The sequence below is a fragment of the Microbacterium koreense genome (assembly GCF_042677105.1).
Taxonomy (GTDB): Bacteria; Actinomycetota; Actinomycetes; order Actinomycetales; family Microbacteriaceae; genus Microbacterium; species Microbacterium koreense.
In genome coordinates, this window is the sequence record NZ_JBHTIM010000001.1 from 1,381,044 (window position 1) to 1,402,112 (window position 21,069).

Consider the following 21,069-nt stretch of genomic DNA (forward strand, 5'->3'; position numbering starts at 1 on the left):
GCCGACGAAGTGCCCGAAGTCACACTCTCCAAGACGGACGACAACAAGCTCGACAAGAGCGTGCAGGCGAAGGTGCTTGCATTCCTGATGAAGCTTCGCGAGGACGACAGCGCCTACGGTCTGCGCATCAAGAAGCTCGAGCAGCAGAAGGATCCCCGAGCGCGCACGGGGCGAGTCGATGGCTCCTGGCGTGCGGTGCTTTTCTGCCTTGACCACGCAGGCGAGCGCACTTACGTCTATGCAGGAACCTACGAGCACGACGAGGCGATCGAACGAGCGCGAACCCGCGTCCTGCGAACGAATCCGGTCACGCACGTCGCCGAGATCATCGACGCGACGACGCCCGAGGTCGCCTCGACGTCGATACCCGCGTACATTCCTCCCGCGCCCAAGAAGCTGACGTACCTGGGCGATCACGGGTACCCGATCTCTGATCTCATCGACGGGCTCGGCTTTGAGAAGGCGGATGCTGCGCGCCTCTACGCAGCTGAGTCCGAGGAGGCGCTGGCCGATCTCGCGGACGGCTTCGAGAACGAGTGGCAGCGTCTGGCGATCCTGGGCATGGCTGTCGGGGACACGATCCCCGCGATCCGGGCCGACCTCGGATTCGACGAGCTGGAGCCCGAGCGGGACGATGACAAGACGAATGAACACCAGACGACTGTCGGCGATGACGACGCCGCCCTGATCGACGCGCTTAGGCGCCCGGCAAGCCGGATACAGTTCGCTCTGGTGAACGACGACGAAGAACTGCGCCGCATCCTCGATGAAGGAGACTTCGGCGCGTGGCGCGTCTTCCTGCATCCTGAGCAGGCGCAGTACGTCGAACGCGACTACAACGGTCCGTTCCGACTCACCGGCGGCGCGGGGACGGGAAAGACTGTCGTTCTGCTGCACCGCACTCGCCGCCTCGCGCACGCGGATACCCAGGCCCGCATCATCCTCACCACCTTCACGAAGGCTCTCGCGGGGATGCTGAAGCGCGACCTGGGTCGGCTCGACAGCACCATTGCCCAGGTGTCCACGCTTGGCGAGCCGGGGGTTCATGTGACCGGGATCGACGCGCTCGCGGCATCCGTTCGGGACCGAGGCGGAGACGAGTTCTGGTCGGTCGCCGGCGATGCTGTCTTCGGCGCTCCCGCTCGCGAGCGCGTCTCGATGGTCTCGAACAGTCAGGGGTGGGATGCCGCGGCGTCCGTGCTCGGGTCGGCGCCGATCGAGATCTCCAACCCCTCGTTCCTCGAGGCCGAGTACCTGCAGGTGATTCTGCCGCAGCGAGTGCGGAGTCTCGCGGAGTACCTCGCGGCCCGACGCCCCGGTCGCGGCGTGGCACTCGACCGTCGGCGCCGGGCCGCCGTGTGGGCGGCGGTCGAGGCCTACCGTGCAAGCGCTGCAAGCGCGCGACGTCTGACATGGGCCGAGTTGTCGGCGATGGCTTCTGCTTTCCTCGAGGCTCGCGACGAGCTGAGACCTGCGGATCACGTGTTGGTTGATGAAGGGCAGGATCTGAGCCCGCTGCACTGGCAGCTGGTGCGTGCGCTCGCGCCTGCGGCATTCAACGACATCTTCATCGCAGAGGACGTGCACCAGCGCATCTACGGACATCGCATTGTGCTCGCGCGGTATGGCATCAAGGTGGTGGGCCGGTCGCGCCGACTCACGCTGAATTATCGGACCACTCAGGAGAACCTGCTGTACGCGCTGGGGGTACTCGAAGACGCTCAGTACATCGACACCGCCGAGAAGACGGAGGCTAACCACGGCTATCGGTCGGCGCGCCGGGGCCCGGTTCCCTGTGTGCTCCCGAGCAATCATGTCTGGGAGCAGACGGATGCCGTTGCTCGAACCATCGCGGACTGGGAGTCGGCTGGCGTCGGAGAATCTATCGCGATCCTAGGGCGGACCACGCTCTCGCTCAAACGACTCCAGCGACAGTTGGACGATCGCGGAATCGCGACTGCCTTGTATGGCGAGGCCGCGAAGCCCGGAATTCCGCAGCTGGTGACGATGCACAGCGCCAAGGGCCTCGAGTTCTCGCGCGTCGTCCTATTCGATGTATCGGCGGGGTCGATGCCGCTCCCGCTCGCGCTGCAGGGGCTCGCCGGGAGCGATCTCGAGGATGCCATGCTGCGCGAGCGGTCGCTTCTATACGTGGCGGCGTCCCGCGCGCGGGATGAGTTGGTGGTCACCTGGGCGGGGAGCCCATCGGAGCTGTTGGGGAGCTGATGTCTGCGAGTCCGCCGAGCCAAGACAGCCGTATCTACCTTGAGGAGGAGGTGCGCCGGCGAGCGCGACACGCGACTGCCGAGGACGTGCGCATCACGTGTTCGTTCGCTCGAGCCGAGCGCCTGCTCGGCCGGGAGTACCACGGCCGCTTCCTGATCGAGTTGCTCCAGAACGCGGCCGACGCGTGGCGCAACGGAAGCCGGCGCGACGAGGCGCACTCAAAGGTGGCCATCGTGGTCGGCGAGGGGCCGGCGCTCCTGGTGGCCAACCAGGGCCAGCCTCTGTCTGCGCAGGTCGTGGTTGAGTCGCTTGGACACATCGGCGCCTCGACAAAGGCCGAAGGCCAAGCGATCGGCCACAAGGGGATCGGATTCAAGTCGGTTCTCGAAGTCACCGACACTCCGGAGATCTACTCGGGCCTGCAAGCGAAGACGGGGGCGGTGTCGATCCGATTCGATCCCGCTCTTGCGAAGGCGCAGATCACGGACCCGGCGAACAGCCCTGACTGGGATCAGATGGTCGCCGGGGTGCAGTCCGTCGACGCGGACGACGAGTTTGCCGCGATCCCGACGCTTCGCTTTCCCCAGTGGGTCGACGAGATGCCTCGCGAGGTCGAGGAGCTCAACGCTCGCGGGTTCGACACGGTGGTTCGACTTCCATTCGCCGCTGGAGCGCGTCACCGCTTGAGCGAGGCCGAATGGCTGGAGGTCGTCCGCGCCGGACTTGAGGATGTGACCGATCAGATCCTGGTGCTCCTCGGAACCTTCGGCGAGATTGCTGTCGAGGATCGACTCGCCGGCGAATCGGTCGTCATCGAACCGCGATGGGACACGACGCCCGAAACCGACTCGATGTGGGAACGCGTCGAGGTGCTGCGCAACGAAGAGATCTCGAGCGAGTGGTTGCTGGCGCGCGACTCCCTGCCCAGTGATGACGAACTCGGCGGTGCGGTCGCGCTGGGCATGCGCGTATCCGCAGTGCAGGGCGAGACGAGAATTCTGCCCGCGATGGCGGACAGCGATTCGGCACCGTTTCATCTCTTCTTCCCGACGCGAATACCGTCCGGGCTGCCCTTCCTTCTGCACGGCTACTTCACCGTGGACGCAGCCCGGACCGGGTTCTATCGTGGCTTCCGCTCGGGCAACCAACTCATCCTCTCCGCGCTCGCAGACCTCGTCGTTCGGGGGATCCGCGACCTGACGGCGGACGAATCGGTGCACATGGCTTCGCTGGTCAACGTCGTGGCAGCGTGCGATGAACCGAGCGATGAACTCGCACTCGAGTTCCGAAGTGAAGTCCTCAGGCGGCTCGACGAGGTCGAGTGGATTCCGACGGAGCACGGCCCGCGTTGCGATCCGCCGTCCGCGCTTGCGCTGTCCGAACCGCTCAACGAGCTGATCCGGGGTGTGTTCCCCGCTGAGTACGTGCGGCATCGCACCGATCGAGCGCTTCCCGATGCGGGTCTCACCGATCGTGCCCTGGAGATGATCCGCCGGCGGAGGCTTGAGCCTGACTCTCCGTGGGACATCGTCGGCCAGCTCGCTCGTCCGGGCGACGTCGATGTCTGGGACTTGTCAGACTCCGACGATGTCGACCGTCGGCTTCTTGGGGTCGTGGACTTGTTCGGCGCGCTTGGCGGAGAGGATCAGGCCCAGACGCAGCTGCTTCTTGCTTCGCTTCGCGGTGATGCCGACAGCCGCATCCTCGCTGTCGTCGACCAAATGGGGGCCCGGCGCCTGCTTCCGCTCCCCGATCCGCGGGAGGGAGTTGCCGGAAGCCGGAGCACGCTCATCATGGCGCGCATTCGTGGTTCGCTCGGTGGCTCGCTCGTACCGCCCGCGGAACTAGACCTCGCGTTCCTCCCCGATGGGCTCCTGGGTAGCGAGAGCGAGGTAGATCGTGCGCGTCTGCTCGGCATCCGTCCCTACACCGTCGACAACGTCCTGGACCGCTTCGGTGGAGTCGGAGAATCATCGAACTCACTAGAGTTGCTGAAGTTCGCCTGGGGACTGCTCAGCCGTGAGCGGCGTTCAGGATACGGCACTCGTAGGTCGGCCGCGGAGGCCGCCGCCTTCGATCCATCTGCCTGGTTCTGGTGCCAGCCCGGCAGAGCGCAACGAGACGAGACCTCTCGGCTTCAGCAACAGCGACTCCGTTTCTTGAGCGAAGTCAAGCTGCCCTCCCGGAGCGGCAGTTGGCAGCCGGCCGGATCGCTCGCTTTCGGAGCTGACTGGGCCGAGTGGCTTTCAAGCCTGGAAGGCAGCCTTCCTGCTTCAACGATCGAGGCTCGTCAGAGCGCCTACCGAGATCTTGAGAGCCTGAGCCCCGGGCCCGAGAGACTCCTTGCGCCGCCGCACGAGGTGCTGGGGCTGCTCACAGGACTCGATCGCGACGGCATGTTCGACCTCGAGAACGAGGAGGAGGACGCATCCGAGGGCGAGGGGCTCGGGGTTGAGTGGCCCGACCTCGAGCGGCATGCGTTCCTCCTCAGGCTGGGTGTCTGGGAGGTACCTCCGGTCGAGGCGCTAGCGAGCGGGGACTCGCGCGGGAGGGATCGATTCCCGTGGACGGGTGCGATCGTTGACACCCGAAAGGCAAAAGTCGACGCCCGAGGTGGCTGGACTTTCGGGAGCTGGACCGGAGGTGCGCACAAGAACGCGTTCGTCACGGAGGACTACCGATTCTCATGGCCGCTTGAGGAGTGCGCGCGTCGAGACGGTTCCGCGCTTGCTCGTAGCCTCCAGCGCGGTCTCGACCTCTACCGCGCCCGAACGACGATGCTTGTCGCCTGCAACCAGTGCACGTCGGGCACGTGGCATACATCGCGATACTCGAGCAGCTCAGCGAACTTGTTCCCGAGTCTGCTCGCCGTAGAGCTTCAGCATGCCCGATGGATCTCGACCGCTATCGACGGGAACGTCAACTCCGATCCCGCGGACGCGAAATCGACGTGGTGGCTCGAGCGTCCGCCCAGCGGCGGTGGTCGGATGCAGAGCCCCTGGCGTCTCGTCCCGATCTGTGGCCCTCAGCTTGGCGGGATCACACGCGAGTTGCGCGTCCTCGCTGGTGTGAACGTCATCGATGATGCGGGGGTCGAGTCGCTTCGCGGTCTTCTCTCCGGCCTCCGCGAGCGGTTCGATGAGGGCACACTGCCCGTCGACCCGCTGACCTCGGGGACAGGCAGACTAGCATTCATTCGCCTTCACACACTTGCGTACGAGCGGCTCGCCGAGCTCGATGATCCCGGTGCGGTTGAGGTCCTCGACGAAGTCGGAGTGCTCGCGGAGCAAGGCGACCGGCTCACGCACATGCCCCGCGAATCGGTTCGCCATGACGACGGGACCTACGCACCGTACTTGCGTCACTTCCACGGGCAGGTCGCGTTCGCCGCGCTGCCGCGCGACGCTCCTGCACGAGTTCGCGATGCATTGGGAATCGAGGTTCTCAGGATCGAGCTCGCTCGCCGTGGGAGCGAAGAGGGAGAGGATGTCACGGATCAACTGCATGCTCTTCTCGCCGATCGGCAGGCAGAGATGCTGGCAATCCTGGTCCATCACAGCCTTGGCACCCAGACGCTCACGTTGGGCAGCCAGGAATTCGAGCGCCGCGCACGACGGCTTGCGGAGCTGCGTATCAAGCGCCTCTCCGACCTCGTTGTCGAAGCGCGCGTCGAAGGCACAGGGCATTCAGCGACTCTCGGTGAGGGGGCCGACCAGGATGTCTTCCTCGACGGTGGCGCGACCAACTCGCCGACGCTGTTCCATGACTTCGCGGGCGACGGTTGGCAGGATCGCCTGCGCCGCAAGCTCGCACCGCACCTGGCGACGCTGCTCGAAAACGTCGCATACACGCACACCCTTGCGCTCTTTCTCCAAGCCCAATCGGACGCGGAGCGCGAGGACTTCTTGCTCGAACTCGGGATCTCGCACGACGAGGTCGATATCGTCCGAAAGCATCTCGGCGTCGTCAGCGCCGAGGAGCAGACTCGCCACGAACGCTGGTTCCGATCCATCCTTGCCGTGGCTGACGGTGACGACACGGCTGACGTTGTCGATCTCGGGGCGCTCCACCAGGCGCTCGTCGCCGCGTCGATCCCCGATGCAACAGCGACGCGACTGATCGAGGCCGGGGTCGATGAATCGGTCCGCCGTGATGTCGGCGAATACGGCGTCCTGCGGGCCCTTGCGAGTGTGGGGGTCGACCTCGGGGCGCTGGACAGAGAACTGCGGGACGGGGGCGACGAGTCGGGGATCACCGTCGACGTCGCGCGGCGCGCCCTTCGTCGCTGGATCAACGTCTACGGCAGTCGCGTGATTGCATGCCTGGCGAAGGCGACTGGGGGGGAGCCCGAAGCGCTGAAGAAGCGCCTCGACCAGCTCGCTCCGCCGGCTCGGCTTCGATTCGACCTTGATCCCGATCTGGGAGGAGTCGTCGAGCCGATCGCGGAGCTCATGATCGCGAGCGGCCTCAACGTGACGTCAGACGATCTAGCCGTCGATCCAGCAGAGACGCTCGCGCGCCTCGGTGGATTCTCGACGATGGAAGATCTTGCGACTCACGCGGCCGCTCTCACCAGCCCCGAAGAGCGTGCTCGCCTGCTGCGGAACCTTGCGGCGTCGTGGAAGAAGGAGCTCCGCTTCATCGGGGTCCTGGCGGCGATGGGTCCGGGTGAATCTCGATCCTCCGTTCGTGCACTTGACGACCACGTCGCGCAAGCCCTATCCGATGACGCGGCGACTCCCGAAGAGCTCGTGACCGTGGCAGGTGAGCTGCTTGTGTCATCGCCTGCGATGGCTGATTGGGTGACCGAGAGCCTGCGCGGAGCGGACTTCGCCTCGCCGAGTCCCGATCGCGCCGAAGTCGTGCGCCAGGCTGAGAGCGCTGGGATCGATGTCACGGCCCCACGTTTGACACTGCTCGAGAAATCACTGGACCGACCGCGACTTGAACGGGCGCGAACGGTGAGGAACAAGGCCGCCCAGCTTGCGTCCGGCGGGGTTCGCCCGACACCACCCCGGACGACGCGGCAGTCTTCGCCCCAGCCGGCTTCCGATCGGCGCGAACTGTCGCGCAAGGGTGACGGGAGCGACGGCCACGCACCTTTGCCAGTTCGCGCCATCAAGGTCGACCCGGGGATGGATCAGAAGAAGCGCGAGCTTGGCGACGAGGGGGAGCAGTGGGCGCTCGCCGCGGTTGTGGGCCAGTTCCTTGAGGCGGCGCCGGAAATGCGAGACCGCGCAGTTGAGGATGTCAGAGCGCTGCTTGCCGGCTTCTCGGGAGCCCCGGTCGACGAGGCTCTCTCGCACGCTTCGCTCGTGCAGCTGCGCGACATCGACGAAGAGGAACTGATCGAAGAGCTTGGCGCGCTATTGCATGTTGCCCGCTACAGCGACCAGTTCGGATTCGATCTCATCGGATGGCTGCCCGACGCGCACGGGGATGGACTTCGAGCCACCTGCCTCGAGGTGAAGAGCACCGGAGACAACGGCTTCCACCTCACCGCGACCGAGTGGAAGCGGGCATCTGCGCTGCACGAGCGGGGCGCGGGCGACCGTTACTCGATCCTTGCCGTGCGGCGAGGCAAGACGCGCGGCGTGCCCGTGAGCATGGATCTGCTCATCGATCCCGTGAGCCTCGTTGAGGCCGGGCACTTGATCCAGAAACCGGACGGCTATGAGATGACCTACTAGTCGAATGCGCCGATATCGGTCACGCGGTCGCACTACGTGGAACGATGCGCGGCGATCTAACCCGGGCGTACTTCTATCAATCCCTGCGCAACGGCACGCTCACTCCACCCTCTACAGTGGAACGATGTCCCTCCGCCCGACCCCCGGCATCCGCTCGTCGTGATGAACGTGGACGTCTTCGGCCGAGTGCCGTTGTGGGTGGTGGCTGTCGCGATCCTGGCGGCCCTGTTGCTGGCGTGGGCGTTCTCGGGCGCGGCGCGGCTGATTCTGCGCAGGCGCGCGCGGCTGCGGTGGTCGACGGCGATCGTGCTCTCCACCGTCGGCATCGTGGTGGGGTTGCTGCTGGCCGACCTCGTGATGCCCGATCCGCACTTGAACAGCCTCATCGCGTTGCTGTTGCCCCTCGGGGTATCGATCCTGTTCATCGCCGGATACGGCACGGCCGCGGCCTACATCCAGCGGCCCGTGCGCTCCACCGTCGCCGACCTGCTCGCGGCGGGGGAGTCGGGCAACGTCGAATTCAAGTCCACCGCCCGGGTGAACCTGCGCACCGGCGAGAAGGACGAGCGGATGGAACACGTCATCGCCAAGACGGTGGCTGCGTTCCTCAATTCCGACGGCGGGGTGCTGCTCATCGGCGTCGACGACGAGGGCACACCCCTCGGGCTCGACCGTGACCTCGCGACCCTCAAGGCGCCCGACCTCGACCGCTACGAACTGTGGTTGCGCGACCTCATCACCACGAGCCTCGGCACGACCGCCGCCTCGCTCGTCACCGTCGACTTCGCCGACGTCGGTCAGGACACCGCGCGCACCGTCTGCCGCGTGCAGATGAGCGCGTCGCCCTCGGCGGTCTACCTGCGCCGCGGCAAGAACGCGCCGCCCGAGATGTGGGTGCGCACCGGCAACTCCACCCGCCAACTCACTGTCGACGATGCCGCGGCCTACACGATGCAGCGCTGGCCGCTCGGCCTCGGCGCGAGCATCGCCGCGCAGGTGCGCGCCGCGGTGCGCTTCTCGGGCGACCGGTAGCTCACCGCATCCGGAACACATACGCGAACGCGGCGCGCGTGTAGGCGATGCCGCGGCCGCTCTGCCGGATGGCGTCGGCATCCGCCGCCTCGGGCTTCTTCGGAACCAGATACTCGTCCAGCGCATCGGTGTCGAGACGGTACCGATCGCCGCGGTGCTGCACGGCCGCGACCAGGTCGAGCCGGGGGTCGAGAGCGGCAACACACGCGTCGCCGTGGCTGGTGTTCGCGAGCAGGAATCCGCCCGGGCGCAGGTAGCGCGCGCAGTGGTCCCATACCGGTCCGGCATAGAGCGAGATCAGCAGGTCGAACGAGTGATCGTCGACGGCAAGCGGATGCGTGTAGTCGCCCGCGATGAACCGCACATCGGCGTCCCCGACCTCGGATGTGACGAGCGGGCGATCGGCGAAGTACCTGGCGGCGCGGCGGTCGGTGTCGACGTACGTCACGTGCGGGATCGCCGTGGACGGCGACAGGTCCACGTAGCTGCCGGCGTACAGCGCGCGCTCGATATTCCGCGCGGCGGCGACGGCCGCGAACAGCGATGACCGGTCGCCGATCGACTCCCGGTAGGAAGCCCACGAGACGGGCGTGCGGGCGCCTGCTGATGTCACATGCCCAGGCTAGCGATGGCCGCTCCAGTGCACGCCTGCGGCGCATGGTTGAGGCTCTCTCGGTGACGTGCTTGACGTCCATGCGACTCCGCCCTATTCTTTCTTCAGATCTTAATTAAGACATGAACAAAGAGGTTGAGATGTCGAAATCTGGCGGTCGCACCGACGTGACGCGCTCGGCTGTTCTCGCCCACATCGGCGCCCACGGGGCGACCTCGCGAGCTGACCTTGCCCGTGAGCTGGGGGTCTCGCCCGCCCTCATCACGCAACACACGCGCCAGCTCATCGCGGATGGGCTTCTGCAGGAGCTCGCGTACAGCCCCTCTCAGGGTGGCCGGCCCGCCCGCCTACTGGGTCTCGTCGCGGACTCGGGGCGTGCGGTCGGTGTAAAGGTCGTTGCCGATCATGTCGCGATGGTCGAGGCGGGGATTGATGGCGCCGTCACCCGCTCCGCGACAGAGCCGTTCGACGCGCACGCCGACACAGCGATCTCAGACCTAGCAGAACGACTCCGCGCGTTCATCAGCGGGGGTGGTGGAAGCGCGCCCCTTCTTGGGGTGGGAGTCGGAGTGCCCGGCAGCGTCGACGAACAGCACGTTGGCACGGTCGATTCGACACAACTCGGCTGGTCGCAGATTCCCGTTGGCGAGATGCTGCGTCGAGAACTCGATCTGCCCGTCCTCGTCGAGAACAACGTCAACGCGCTGACGATGGCTGAAGCCCTCCACGGGCAGGCTCGCGGTCACGAGGACGTCCTGGTCGTCACGATCGGCACCGGTGTCGGAGCCGGCATCCTTTCGGAGGGACGCTTGCTGCGCGGACGCGCGGGTGGTGCTGGCGAGGTCGGGCATGTGCCGGTGGTCGAGAACGGGCCGGCATGCCAGTGCGGCGGCCGAGGATGCCTCGAAGCGCTCGTCGGCGAAGACGCCCTTGTCGCACAGGGCAAGGCGAATGGCCTCATCGGCGAGAGCGCGGGGATGGCGGCACTCACTGCGCTGGCAGACGAAGGCGATCCGGGCGTGCAGCAGCTCTTCTCGACCGCGGGGCATCTGCTCGGGCGAGCGCTCGCCGGAGTCGTCAACGTGATCGACCCCGAAATCGTCATCGTTCTCGGTGAAGGCGTCGGCGCGTGGCGTCATTGGACATTCGGTTTCGAACCCGCGTTTCGCTCAAGCTTGATCCCCCGCAACCGCTCGGTTCCCGTCGCCGTGGAAACCTGGCAGGACGACCGGTGGGCGCAAGGCGCAGCGTCGCTCGTGCTGGCCACACCATTTGATGCGCAAGGCACCTCTGGCGAGCAAGGTCGGCTGGTGCGCGAGCGTCTCGCGTTGGTCCGCCCGTCGCACGAGGACACCTCCTCGTGAGCGTTGCGGCCAGGCCGAGCGGCGAGCCGCTGGCTGACGCCACGGAGTTCGATGCATTCCCGCCCGAATCTGAGCCGCGCCCGGTACGTCGTCGCCGTGGCCGCTGGAAGTACGCACTCACTGTGCTCGCTTTTCTTCTACCGAGTGCGATTCCGCTGGCGATGTTCACGCTCTACCCGATGATCGGCGCGCTATGGACAAGCCTGCATGAGTGGAACCTGCTCGCACCGATGGAGTGGGTCGGGCTCGACAACTACGTGCACCTCGTCCAGGATCCCGACACTCAACGCGCGTTCGGCAACACGTTTTACTATCTGGTCGGCTATCTTCCGATCGTCTACGTGGGCGGCCTCGCGCTCGCGCTCGCGCTGAACCAGCGCATCAAAGGGCGCAATCTCCTTCGCGGCGTCTATTTTCTTCCGGTAGTGACGAGCTGGATCGTCGTTGCGCTCGTATGGCGGTGGCTACTCAACCCCTCGGTCGGTGTCGTCAACGCCGTGCTGGGGGCGTTCGGAATCGACGGTCCGGGATGGTGGACCGACCCTGCCTGGGCGATGCCGTCGATCATCCTTGCCTCGGCCTGGAAAGACCTCGGCTTCGTCATGATCATCCTGCTCGCAGGGCTTCAGGCGATTCCGCAGGAGCTCTACGAAGCCGCGACGGTCGACGGTGCGGGGCCGTGGCGGCGACTCCTCAGTGTGACGCTGCCGCTGCTATCGCCCTCGACGTTCTTCGTCGTGGTGATCTCGCTCATCAACGGGTTTCAGGTGTTCGACCAGGTTTATGCAATGACCGGTGGCGGCCCTGCGGGCGCGAGCACGGTAGTCGTTCAACAGATTTACGATCTCACGTTCCGGTACGGAGCGGCGGGCGAGGCATCCGCGCTGTCGTGGATGCTCTTCCTTCTCGTTCTTGCCGTCACCGTCATCCAGATCGTCGGTCAGAAGCGGTGGGTGACCTATGCGTGAGCGCACCATCGCAACTCGTCGCCGCATGTCGCAACGCGCGAAGCGCACGATCCTCACCGGGGTCCTGATCCTCGGGGCCGGAATCATGTTCTTCCCGTTCCTGTGGACCCTCTCGACCTCGCTCTCGCCCGGGGCCGGTTTGGGTGCGACGCCCCAGCTGATTCCCGAGGATCCGTCTTTCGCCGCCTACGCCGAGCTGTTCGAGAACACGCCGTTCGCGCGGGTCATCGCCAACTCGCTGGGGCTCGCGATCGCGACGACACTCTTGCAACTGACAACGAGCGCACTGGCGGCATACGCGTTCAGCCGGCTCCCATTTCCCGGACGGGGATTCGTTTTCGCGCTCTACCTCGCGACGATGATGATCCCGATTCAGGTGCTGATCGTGCCGCTGTTCGTGCAGATGCGCGACTTCGGGCTGGTCGACACCTATCTGGGTGTGCTGCTGCCCGGCGTAGCAAGCGCATTCGGAGTGTTCCTCTTGCGGCAGGCGATGAACTCCGTCCCCCGCGAGCTCGACGAGGCAGCCACCCTCGACGGCGCGGGCCATTTCCGGATCTTCGGCCAGGTGGTGCTCCCGCTCGTCGGTCCTGCATTGGCCACTCTCGCGGTCTTCTCGTTCATGAGCAGCTGGAACAGCTTTTTGTGGCCACTGATCATCCTTCGGTCGGACACGCTCCAGACGCTGCCGCTCGCCCTCGCGGGACTCCAAGGTCAGTACACGACGCAATGGGACGTCATGATGGCCGGCTCAATCGTCAGCATCCTGCCGATGCTCACCATCTACCTCTTTGCACAGAAGTACGTGATCCAAGGAGTCGCCAGCAGTGGTCTCAAATGACCCCCTACACCACCCACCAATAAGAACCGCAACACATCGAAGGAGATACCCGCAATGAAGCACACCACATCTCTCGCCGGGGCAGGCATCATCGCCGCCTCCGCGCTCGTCCTCACCGCGTGCTCGGGAGGAGGCAACAGCGGTTCTGGAGAGAGCAACGACGCAGACGCCGAAGTCACCATCAGCTACACCAACTTCATCTCCGCTGGCGGAAACGAAGAGAATCTTCAGACCATCGTGGACGCATTCGAAGAAGCGAACCCTGGCATCAGCGTCGAAGTGAACACGCTGCCGTATGCCGACTATTTCACCGCTCTGCAGACTGACCTCGCAGGCGGCACCGTCTCAGACGTGTTCGACATCGAGTTCGCCAACTACGCCGCGTATCAAGAGAGTGGGGTGCTGGCACCAATCGAAGATGTCGACACCTCCGTTTATCAGACGTCGCTCGCTGAGGCCTATGCCACAGACGGTACCCAGTACGCGCTCCCAAGTTCGTTCTCGAACGTCGTCCTGTTCTACAACGCCGACCTCTTCGACGCCGCCGGCCTGGACTATCCCACAAGCGACTGGACGTGGGCGGACGAGCAGCAAGCCGCCGAAGCTCTCACAGACCAAGGAGCCGGGGTGTGGGGCGACTACCAACCCATCAGCTATCACGAGTTCTACAAGACCGTGGCACAGGCCGGAGGTCAGTTCCTCAGCGACGACGGCACGAGCGTCGCGTTCAACTCGCCCGAAGGCATCCGCGCGGCAGAGTGGCTCGTCGGCAAGAGCGGAAGCACGATGCCAAGCGCCGAACAGGGCGCAGGGACACCCGACTTCGATAGCGGCCTCTTCGCTGGGGGAGACCTGGCGATGTGGCACACGGGCATCTGGATGTTCGGAGCCATGGCTGATGCCGGCTTCGCGTGGGACATCGCTGTCGAGCCTGGTGACGTGCGGCATGCAAGCGCGCTGTTCTCCAACGCGGTCGCGGTGTCGGCCGGAGCGGACAACATCGAGGCGGCGACATCATTCGCCGAATTCCTCACGAGCTCGCAGGCAGCGGTGGACGTGCGCTTGGACGCGGGATGGGAACTGCCCCCGATCGCCGATGAGGCGGCACTTGACGCCTACCTCGAACAGACCCCGCCGGCCAACCGTCAGGCAGTCTTCGACTCGCTCGAAGAGGTCGCGCTTGCTCCGTCGATCGGAGATGGCCAAGCCGAGATGCAAGACATCATCACAGAAGAACTCGGCGAGGCTGCTGCAGGCCGGAAGACGGTAGAGGAGGCGCTCGCCGACGCAGAGGCGCGCGTCAACCCACTTCTGGGCTGAACAGTACCAACGACGGGGGCGGGTGAGTGTCCGCCCCCGTCTCGCTCTTGACGAAGGCAGGAACCATGGCCGCCACGCCACGCACCGATCTGCGCAACGTGCTCGACACCTCGCGAGCGCTGATCACCACATTGCAGGAACCCAACGGTGCCTATCCTGCGAGCCCCTCGTTCTCGGCCTATCGCGGATACTGCTGGTTGCGCGATGGGGCGTTCATCGCCGACGGAGTGTCCGCCGTCGGAGCAATTGACTCGGCGACGGCATTCTTCGACTGGTGCCAGCGTGTGATCGTCCGATACGAAGACCGGATCGGCGAGATCGTCGCTGCGGCGGCCGCGGGGGATCCGCTTGCCGACGAGGCCATGCTCCCCGCACGGTTTACCTTCAGCGGCGAACTCGGCCACGACGAATGGTGGGATTTTCAACTCGATGGGTACGGGACGTGGCTGTGGGCCGCCGATGCGCATGCTCGTCGCCACGGACTCGATCCGCGACGGTGGCGACGGGGTGCCGAACTCACCGTGGATTACCTCCTGAGTTCTTGGCAGCGCCCGTGCTTCGATTGGTGGGAAGAACACGACGAGCACGTCCATATCTCGACGCTCGGCTGTGTTGCCGCAGGCTTGCGTGCCGCCGCAGACGGTTCGCTCATCGGGCTCGATCGCGCCTCGGACGCACGCGCCACAGCAGACGCCGTCGTCGACGAGATTCTCACGCGCGGCGTGAGCGACGGCCATCTCGTCAAGTGGGTCGGTGCCAAGACGGTGGATGCCAGCCTCAGCGCGGTCATCGCCCCGCTCGGAGTCTTTGCGTCGGATTCGCACATCACCGAGCGGACGCTCGCTGCGGTCGAGCGGGAGCTATGCGTCCAAGACGGTGTCCACCGATTTCGCGCAGATACCTTCTACGGAGGTGGGCGATGGCCCCTTCTGTCGTGCTTCCTCGGCCTCGCGCACGCCGCGCGCGGTGACCGTGAGCGCGCTCGGCAGCTGCTCGACTGGGCGGTCTCCACCGTCTCCGAAGAGGGAACGCTGCCCGAGCAGGTAGACGGCCATCTGCTCTTTCCCGACCGTCGAGCGGAGTGGGTCGAACGCTGGGGGGACGTCGCGAACCCTCTTCTGTGGAGTCACGCGATGGTCCTGCGACTGGCCGCACAGCTGGACGAATTCGAGCACACCCCCGACGTCACGGAAGGACAGGCATCCGCATGATTCGCCACCGCCCGAGCGGCTCCGGCCACCCTTACTCTGATGACACCGAGCAGCGCACACCGGTACTTCCACTCGCGGGCGAATCGCTCCGACTGGGAGTACGCACCTCGCCCGGCGTCGAAAGCGTCGACGTCGAGTTCGACGACGGAATTCGGCTTCGCACCGTGGCACTCGACCCCGTGGCCCGGTCCTCGCGCGGCCAGGCCGTCGACGGCGGCCATCTCGCATCGGCGGCAGCCCGAGACGCGCGCCGGGCGGGCGGGTGGGAGACCTACCTCACTGCCCCTCCCGCGCACTCCGAGATCGGCTACCGTTTCACCGCCCACCACGCGGATGGCAAGACTGAGCGCACTCGGTGGTTCACCACTCGGGTGGCCCAGTGGCGTCCCGCAGGTGACACCGCCGTCTGTCTTGATGGCGACGGCCCCGCGGTGGTTGCGGGAACCGTGGCGGTGCTCGACGACGGGATTCGCATCCACCGGGTGAGGTTCGCTCTGCCGTTGATCGACGGCGAGCGGGTGACCGGGTTCGGTGAGAGATATGACGCGCTCGACCATCGCGGAACCGTGCTCGATTCGGTCGTCTTCGAGCAGTACAAGAGCCAGGGCGCCCAACGCCGCACATACTTGCCGATGCCGTTCGCTCACATCGTCGGTGGCGGTGGGTGGGGATTTCACGTCCGCACTTCGCGGCGCGTCTGGTTCGACATTGGCGCGAGTCGTGCCGACCGGCTCATCATCGAGTCGGCCGTCGATGCCGCGAGCGATGCAGACACTGTGCTCGAGGTTGGCGTTTACTCGGGCTCGCCGCAGCAGGTGCTCGATCGGTTCCTCACTGAGACGGGACGCCCGCAGGTGTTGCCCGACTGGGTGCACGGCCTATGGGCGAGTGGCAACGAGTGGAACACGCAAGCAGAAGTCGAGCGGCAGATGGCGCTCCACAAACACCACGACATTCCGGTGCGCAACGTCGTCATCGAAGCGTGGAGCGATGAGAGCACCTTTACCGCGTTCCGTGACGCGGAGTACGAGGTCAACGAGGACGGTACACCGCACACGCTTGGCGACTTCACCTTCCCCGCCGATGGTGCGTGGCCCGATCCGAAAGCGATGGTCCAGAAACTCCACGCTGACGACATCAAGGTGCACCTGTGGCAGATTCCGCTGATGAAGATGCGCCCGCATCCCGAGGGACAAGCGGCCGCCGATGCGAGAGCCGCGATCGCGGAAGACGTACTGATTCGTGAACGGACACCCGACGGAAAACTGCGTCCATACCGCAACCGTGGATGGTGGTTCCCGCTCGCGCTGATGCCGGACCTCACCGACCACCGCGCCGCAGCCTGGTGGACAGAGAAGCGGCGCTACCTTGTCGACGAAGTTGGTATCGATGGGTTCAAGACCGACGGCGGCGAGCACGCGTGGGGGAGCGACCTCGTCTACCTCGATGGCACGACCGGCGATGTCAGCAACAACAGTTTTCCGGTTGCCTACGCCGCCGCGTATGGACGCCTATTGGAGTCGGCCGGAAAGGCTCCGGTGACGTTCAGTCGCGCGGGGTTCACCGGCTCGCCCGCGCACGGTGCGTTCTGGGCCGGCGATGAGAACTCCACATGGGAGGCGTTCCGCTGGTCGATACTTGCGGGTCTGTCAGCCGCCGCATCAGGGATCGCGTACTGGGGGTGGGACATCGGAGGATTCTCCGGGCCGATCCCGGATGCCGAACTCTACGTTCGTGCAACCGCAGCGAGCGTCTTCGTGCCGATCATGCAGTACCACTCCGAGTTCAACCACCATCGCCTGCCGTCGAACGACCGCACGCCCTGGAACATCGCGGAACGTACAGGTGATGCAACGCTGGTCGACGACATTCGGGATCTCGTGAAGCTCCGCGAGCGGCTGGTCCCCTATATCGCCGCGAGTGCGCGTGAGGCGGTCGAGACCTCTCGACCGTTGATGCGCCCCCTCTATTTCGATCACCCCGAGGACGTCCGCGTATGGGACTACCCGACGCAGTGGTACCTGGGTGACGACCTACTGGTGGCACCCGTGCTGGACCCGGGCCTGGTGTCGGTTGATGTGTACCTGCCTGCAGGGGAGTGGGTTGACGCTGCCTCAGGCGAGCCTCGCTCCGGCTCGCGAACGCACACGGTGGACGTTCGTGACCGCCGGCGCGTACCTGTATTCGTGGCGCGCGCTGCATGGGGAGATCTCGGGCCCCTCTTCGGTTGGTGACCCGCAACTCTCTTCCGCTGTGGTGGCTTGGAGACCCTCGCAGGATGGTCGGCCAGGGCATTGATTGTCGCACCCAACCGCTAGCCTCGGACACCAGCCCACACACCAGGACAGGGGAGCGGATGCGCACGGCGACCAGGACCGCGATCATCGCGCTCTTCGCCGTGCTCACGCTGGTCGTCGCCGGGTGCGTTCCGACCCCGGCGCCCGACGCGAGCGACGTCACGCTCGTGGCCGTCATCGACGGCGACACGATCGAGACTTCGGCCGGTACGGTCCGCATCATCGGTATCGATACGCCCGAACGCGGTGAGTGCGGCTACGACGCGGCATCGGCGGTCATCGAGAGCCTCGTGAGCGAGGGGGATGCGGTGACCCTCGAGCTTCCGCCCGGGCAGAACGAGGCCGATGCCCACGGGCGGCTAATCCGCTACGTCACAGCCCCGGACGGCACCGACCTCGGGCTCGCCCAGCTCGAACGGGGCATGGCCGTCGCCCGCTACGACTCCACCGATGGCTACCCCGCCCATCCGCGCGAGGAGGCGTACCACGCCGCCCAGATCGCGACGTTCGGCCCGGACGGCATCGTGGTCACCGTCGACTGCGCCGATATCCCGGCCGCGTCGACCTACGGTGCGTGGTGGGAGCAGTACCCGTCCTGCGGGCGCTTGAAACGCAACGACGTCGGACACCCGACGGGCCCGTTCCGCCGGGACGACCCCGCCGAGGCCGACGTGTATGAGTGGTTCGCCCACGCCACGGGCAACAACGGCGACGGCGATGGTGACGGCCTCGCGTGCGAGTAGAGACGCGCCGAGATAGCTCGGTGGGTTAGCCGGAATCAGCGCGGCGCCCCCGCGGGCTTACTCTCAGCACGTGGGCAAACTGCTTTACGGCGGCCGTGACAGATCATTCGATATCGACGACCGCCTCCTCGCGCATCTGCGCATCGTCATCATGAACAAGCTCCGTCGGTCTGAGCCGTTCATGTACCACCACGTCGACGCCAACCTCACGACGAGTCTGTGGATCCACCCATCGGTTCCGCTCGTGCTGCACTTCTATGGCAGCCGTGCGCCGATGCTCAACCCCGCGTGGATCGAAGAGCTCATGCGCGGGGCCAACAGCGCCCAAGGGCTCTACCTCACACCTGAGCCGCCCCGCGCCGCGGTCAACGGCACTCCCGTTCCACTGCCGCTGTGACCTGATCCAAGAATCGCTGCAACACGGCAGCTTTTTCGGCCGACAGTGTGTCGGCCATCGAACGGATGTGCGCACTCAGCGGATCGATGTCCTCCAGGTCGGCCGAGCGATCGGTCGGCACGACGAACTTGCTCCGCCCGTCGTCGGGATTGCCCACGAAGGTCACGAGTCCGCCGGACTTCAGACGTTGCAGGATGCCGGCCATCGACGCCGTCGACACCCCCACATGCTCCGCCACCTGCGTCGGGGTGACCCGGCGCCCCTCGTCGGCGCAGTCATACACGAACCGCATCGCCGCGCGGGCGGTTTCGCTCGGGCCGCACGCGGACTGACGCCGCCGCGCCAGCCGCGCCTCGGCGACCCGCAGCCGCTCGACCGCGTGGGCCGCGGCATCCGTCTTCGACTCGCTCTTCTGCGTGCCCGCCATATCGTCTCCACCCTCGTCTGCACGCCACTGTAGGACGCTCGTCGTGTCCACCGAAGTGGGGACAGACAATACTTTGCGCTACTCCTAGTCTTAACGGTGGATGTTCCCCAGACATCCAGGGATGTTCCCCAGACGTCCCGATTTCCCATCCCGTCGCGCCAATGCCGCTGTCATGCGGCTTCGACGGAAGAGCGGCCCCCGGCGTCCCAGCGCTGGGGGTCGCTATCACGTGCATTGCGTGCCTCTGCGCGGGTTACCGTTGAAGCAAGCACCCGGGGAGGCACGGCATGAAGGTCGAATCCAGCGCCGATTGGCGCAAGAGGATCCCGTTCGAGACGGCCGTCGTCGTCGCCGAGGTCGTCCCCGGCGAGCCGACCCGCTGCTTCGCCTGCGGCACCGCGGCCGAGCCGCTGGACCGCAGCGAACTGTGGGCGTTCAAGCACCGGCATCCGAACCATCACGACGGATTCGTGCGGTTCTACTGCCGGCCGCACGTGCCGGTCGTCACACGCCCCGAGCCCGTCGTCAGCGCCCCGTCGAAGCGATCGTCGCCACGGCGCTCGACGGGCGAGCGAACCACCGCCCCGCGTCGCACCGTACCCGAAGAGAAGCCGCGCGCGATGTGCACCGACTGCTTCGTCGAGGTGGCGGCAACGGGCATCTGCGGCATGTGCGGCAAGCCGGCCTGAGCGGCTACGCCATCTGCTGGTGTTTCGGGCGCGCCCAGCGCGCGGGAGTGTTCGGGCCATCCCACACCTGCACGACGCCCCACACCGCAGCGGTGATCGGCACCGCCAACACCGCTCCGACGATGCCCCCGAGCGCCGTGCCGACGGTCAACGCGACCAAGATCACGAACGCGTGCAGCTTCATCGACTTGCCCATGACGAACGGCTGCAAGAAGTTGCCCTCGAGCTGATTCACCGCCACGACGACACCGACGACCAGCAGCGCGTTGAGCCATCCGTTCGCGACGAGCGCGACCAGCGCAGCGAGAATGCCGGCGAGCGTCGCACCCACGATCGGGATGAATGCCAGCAGGAAAACCAGCACCGCCAGGGGAATGGCCAGCGGTACCTGCAGGATCAGGAGGCCGATGAGGATGCCGATCGCATCCACGAGCGCGACGGTAGCCGTACCGCGCACATACGACCCGAGCACCGAGACCGTCTTGTCACCGATGCGGCGCGCGCGCTTCTCGGCCGATCCGCGGAAGGGGCGCAGCAGGAACTGCCACATCTGGGGGCCGTCCTTCAAGAAGAAGAACAGGATGACGACCATGAGCACGAGCCCGGTGACGAAGCTCGCCACGGCGCTCACCCCGGCGATCGCGCCCGACCCGAACTGCGCGCTCGTCACGAAGTCGGTGAGCGTCGCCACCCACTCGTCGATCTGGTCAGGGGACAAGACCTCGAACGGCAGGGTGTTCAGCCAGGCGAGCAGGCTCTGGAAGCCCTCTTCGGCTTGCGAGTAGAGGTCGTTCCATTGATCGCGCACGGCCCAGACGATGAGCCAACTGAGCAGCCCCAGAATGATGACGATCGCGAGCAGCGTCAGTATCGTCGCCGCGAGAGAGGGCATGCCGTGACTGCGCATCCAGTTCATCACCGGCGCGAACGCCGAGGCCAGAATCAACGCGAGCACCAGCGGAATCGTCACGAGGGTGAGCTGCTGGATCACGAAGATGATTCCGGCGGCGACGGCGACGACGAGGAGAATCTGCAGCGCGCGCACGGCGAGGCGGCCGAACCCGTCGGCCCAGAGGCTCCACGGCGCGCGCGACGCCTTCAGATCGACGGCTGCGTCGTCGGGGAGGCGGATGTCTCGGGGTTCGCGTCGGAAGATTCCCATGCGAGCACGGTACCCGCCGTGGGTCACCCCAGGGCGGTGATCAGCATCGCCACGCCGAGCGCGAGCGCGAGCCCGCTGGCGACGAGCGC

The 21,069-nt window shown here is 66.0% G+C and carries 15 protein-coding genes; 12 read left to right on the plus strand and 3 right to left on the minus strand.

Features of this window, described 5'->3' with window-relative positions; translation table 11 throughout:
• Positions 1–9: 9 nt before the first annotated feature.
• The 3 genes from ACFQZV_RS06360 (at position 10) to ACFQZV_RS06370 (ending at position 8,948) form a co-directional block, all read left to right on the plus strand.
• Positions 10–2,226, plus strand: a complete 2,217-nt coding sequence (locus ACFQZV_RS06360; RefSeq protein WP_378752206.1) for a UvrD-helicase domain-containing protein — start codon at positions 10–12, stop codon at positions 2,224–2,226.
• Entirely contained in the window at positions 2,226–7,916 is a 5,691-nt protein-coding gene (locus tag ACFQZV_RS06365) for a sacsin N-terminal ATP-binding-like domain-containing protein (RefSeq protein ID WP_378752204.1), read from the plus strand. Before ACFQZV_RS06360 ends, ACFQZV_RS06365 begins: the two co-directional genes overlap by 1 nt.
• A gap of 162 nt (positions 7,917–8,078) precedes the next feature.
• The gene (locus ACFQZV_RS06370; protein WP_378752202.1) at positions 8,079–8,948 is read left to right on the plus strand and encodes an AlbA family DNA-binding domain-containing protein; all 870 of its coding nucleotides are present in this window, start codon (positions 8,079–8,081) and stop codon (positions 8,946–8,948) included.
• Position 8,949: 1 nt separating this feature from the next.
• On the opposite strand, the gene ACFQZV_RS06375 is transcribed toward ACFQZV_RS06370, so the two are convergent.
• On the minus strand, positions 8,950–9,561 hold the full coding sequence (locus tag ACFQZV_RS06375; protein ID WP_378752200.1) for a hypothetical protein: 612 nt from the start codon (positions 9,559–9,561) through the stop codon (positions 8,950–8,952).
• Between the two features lie 140 nt (positions 9,562–9,701).
• Here ACFQZV_RS06375 and ACFQZV_RS06380 point away from each other — a divergent pair, with 140 nt between their 5' ends.
• The 8 genes from ACFQZV_RS06380 (at position 9,702) to ACFQZV_RS06415 (ending at position 18,702) form a co-directional block, all read left to right on the plus strand.
• Positions 9,702–10,925: an ROK family protein gene (locus ACFQZV_RS06380; protein ID WP_378752198.1), complete on the plus strand. Its 1,224-nt coding sequence runs from the start codon at positions 9,702–9,704 to the stop codon at positions 10,923–10,925.
• A 122-nt stretch (positions 10,926–11,047) separates the two neighbouring features.
• The gene (locus ACFQZV_RS06385; RefSeq protein ID WP_378752196.1) at positions 11,048–11,893 is read left to right on the plus strand and encodes a carbohydrate ABC transporter permease; all 846 of its coding nucleotides are present in this window, start codon (positions 11,048–11,050) and stop codon (positions 11,891–11,893) included.
• Positions 11,886–12,734 carry a carbohydrate ABC transporter permease gene (locus tag ACFQZV_RS06390; RefSeq protein ID WP_378752194.1) on the plus strand — a complete coding sequence of 283 codons (849 nt, stop codon included), beginning with the start codon at positions 11,886–11,888 and terminating at the stop codon, positions 12,732–12,734. The genes ACFQZV_RS06385 and ACFQZV_RS06390 overlap by 8 nt, the downstream gene beginning before the upstream one ends.
• Before the next feature lie 54 nt (positions 12,735–12,788).
• On the plus strand, positions 12,789–14,054 hold the full coding sequence (locus ACFQZV_RS06395; protein WP_378752192.1) for an ABC transporter substrate-binding protein: 1,266 nt from the start codon (positions 12,789–12,791) through the stop codon (positions 14,052–14,054).
• A 65-nt stretch (positions 14,055–14,119) separates the two neighbouring features.
• Positions 14,120–15,265 (plus strand): glycoside hydrolase family 15 protein, encoded by a 1,146-nt coding sequence (locus ACFQZV_RS06400; RefSeq protein WP_378752190.1) that lies wholly within the window; start codon positions 14,120–14,122, stop codon positions 15,263–15,265.
• A complete protein-coding gene (locus ACFQZV_RS06405; RefSeq protein ID WP_378752188.1) occupies positions 15,262–17,499 on the plus strand; it encodes a glycoside hydrolase family 31 protein in 2,238 nt (745 codons plus the stop codon). Before ACFQZV_RS06400 ends, ACFQZV_RS06405 begins: the two co-directional genes overlap by 4 nt.
• A 122-nt stretch (positions 17,500–17,621) precedes the next feature.
• Positions 17,622–18,305, plus strand: coding sequence for a thermonuclease family protein (locus tag ACFQZV_RS06410; RefSeq protein WP_378752186.1), 684 nt, complete (start codon positions 17,622–17,624; stop codon positions 18,303–18,305).
• 70 nt (positions 18,306–18,375) lie between these two features.
• Positions 18,376–18,702, plus strand: coding sequence for a DUF7882 family protein (locus ACFQZV_RS06415; RefSeq protein ID WP_378752184.1), 327 nt, complete (start codon positions 18,376–18,378; stop codon positions 18,700–18,702).
• Here ACFQZV_RS06415 and ACFQZV_RS06420 read toward each other — a convergent pair.
• The gene (locus ACFQZV_RS06420) at positions 18,671–19,129 is read right to left on the minus strand and encodes a MarR family winged helix-turn-helix transcriptional regulator (RefSeq protein WP_378752182.1); all 459 of its coding nucleotides are present in this window, start codon (positions 19,127–19,129) and stop codon (positions 18,671–18,673) included. The two genes, ACFQZV_RS06415 and ACFQZV_RS06420, sit on opposite strands and share 32 nt — an antisense overlap.
• Before the next feature lie 287 nt (positions 19,130–19,416).
• Between ACFQZV_RS06420 and ACFQZV_RS06425 the strand changes: the two genes are divergently transcribed.
• Entirely contained in the window at positions 19,417–19,818 is a 402-nt protein-coding gene (locus tag ACFQZV_RS06425) for a glucose-6-phosphate dehydrogenase (RefSeq protein ID WP_378752180.1), read from the plus strand.
• Between the two features lie 4 nt (positions 19,819–19,822).
• On the opposite strand, the gene ACFQZV_RS06430 is transcribed toward ACFQZV_RS06425, so the two are convergent.
• Entirely contained in the window at positions 19,823–20,980 is a 1,158-nt protein-coding gene (locus tag ACFQZV_RS06430) for an AI-2E family transporter (protein WP_378752178.1), read from the minus strand.
• Positions 20,981–21,069: the final 89 nt, after the last annotated feature.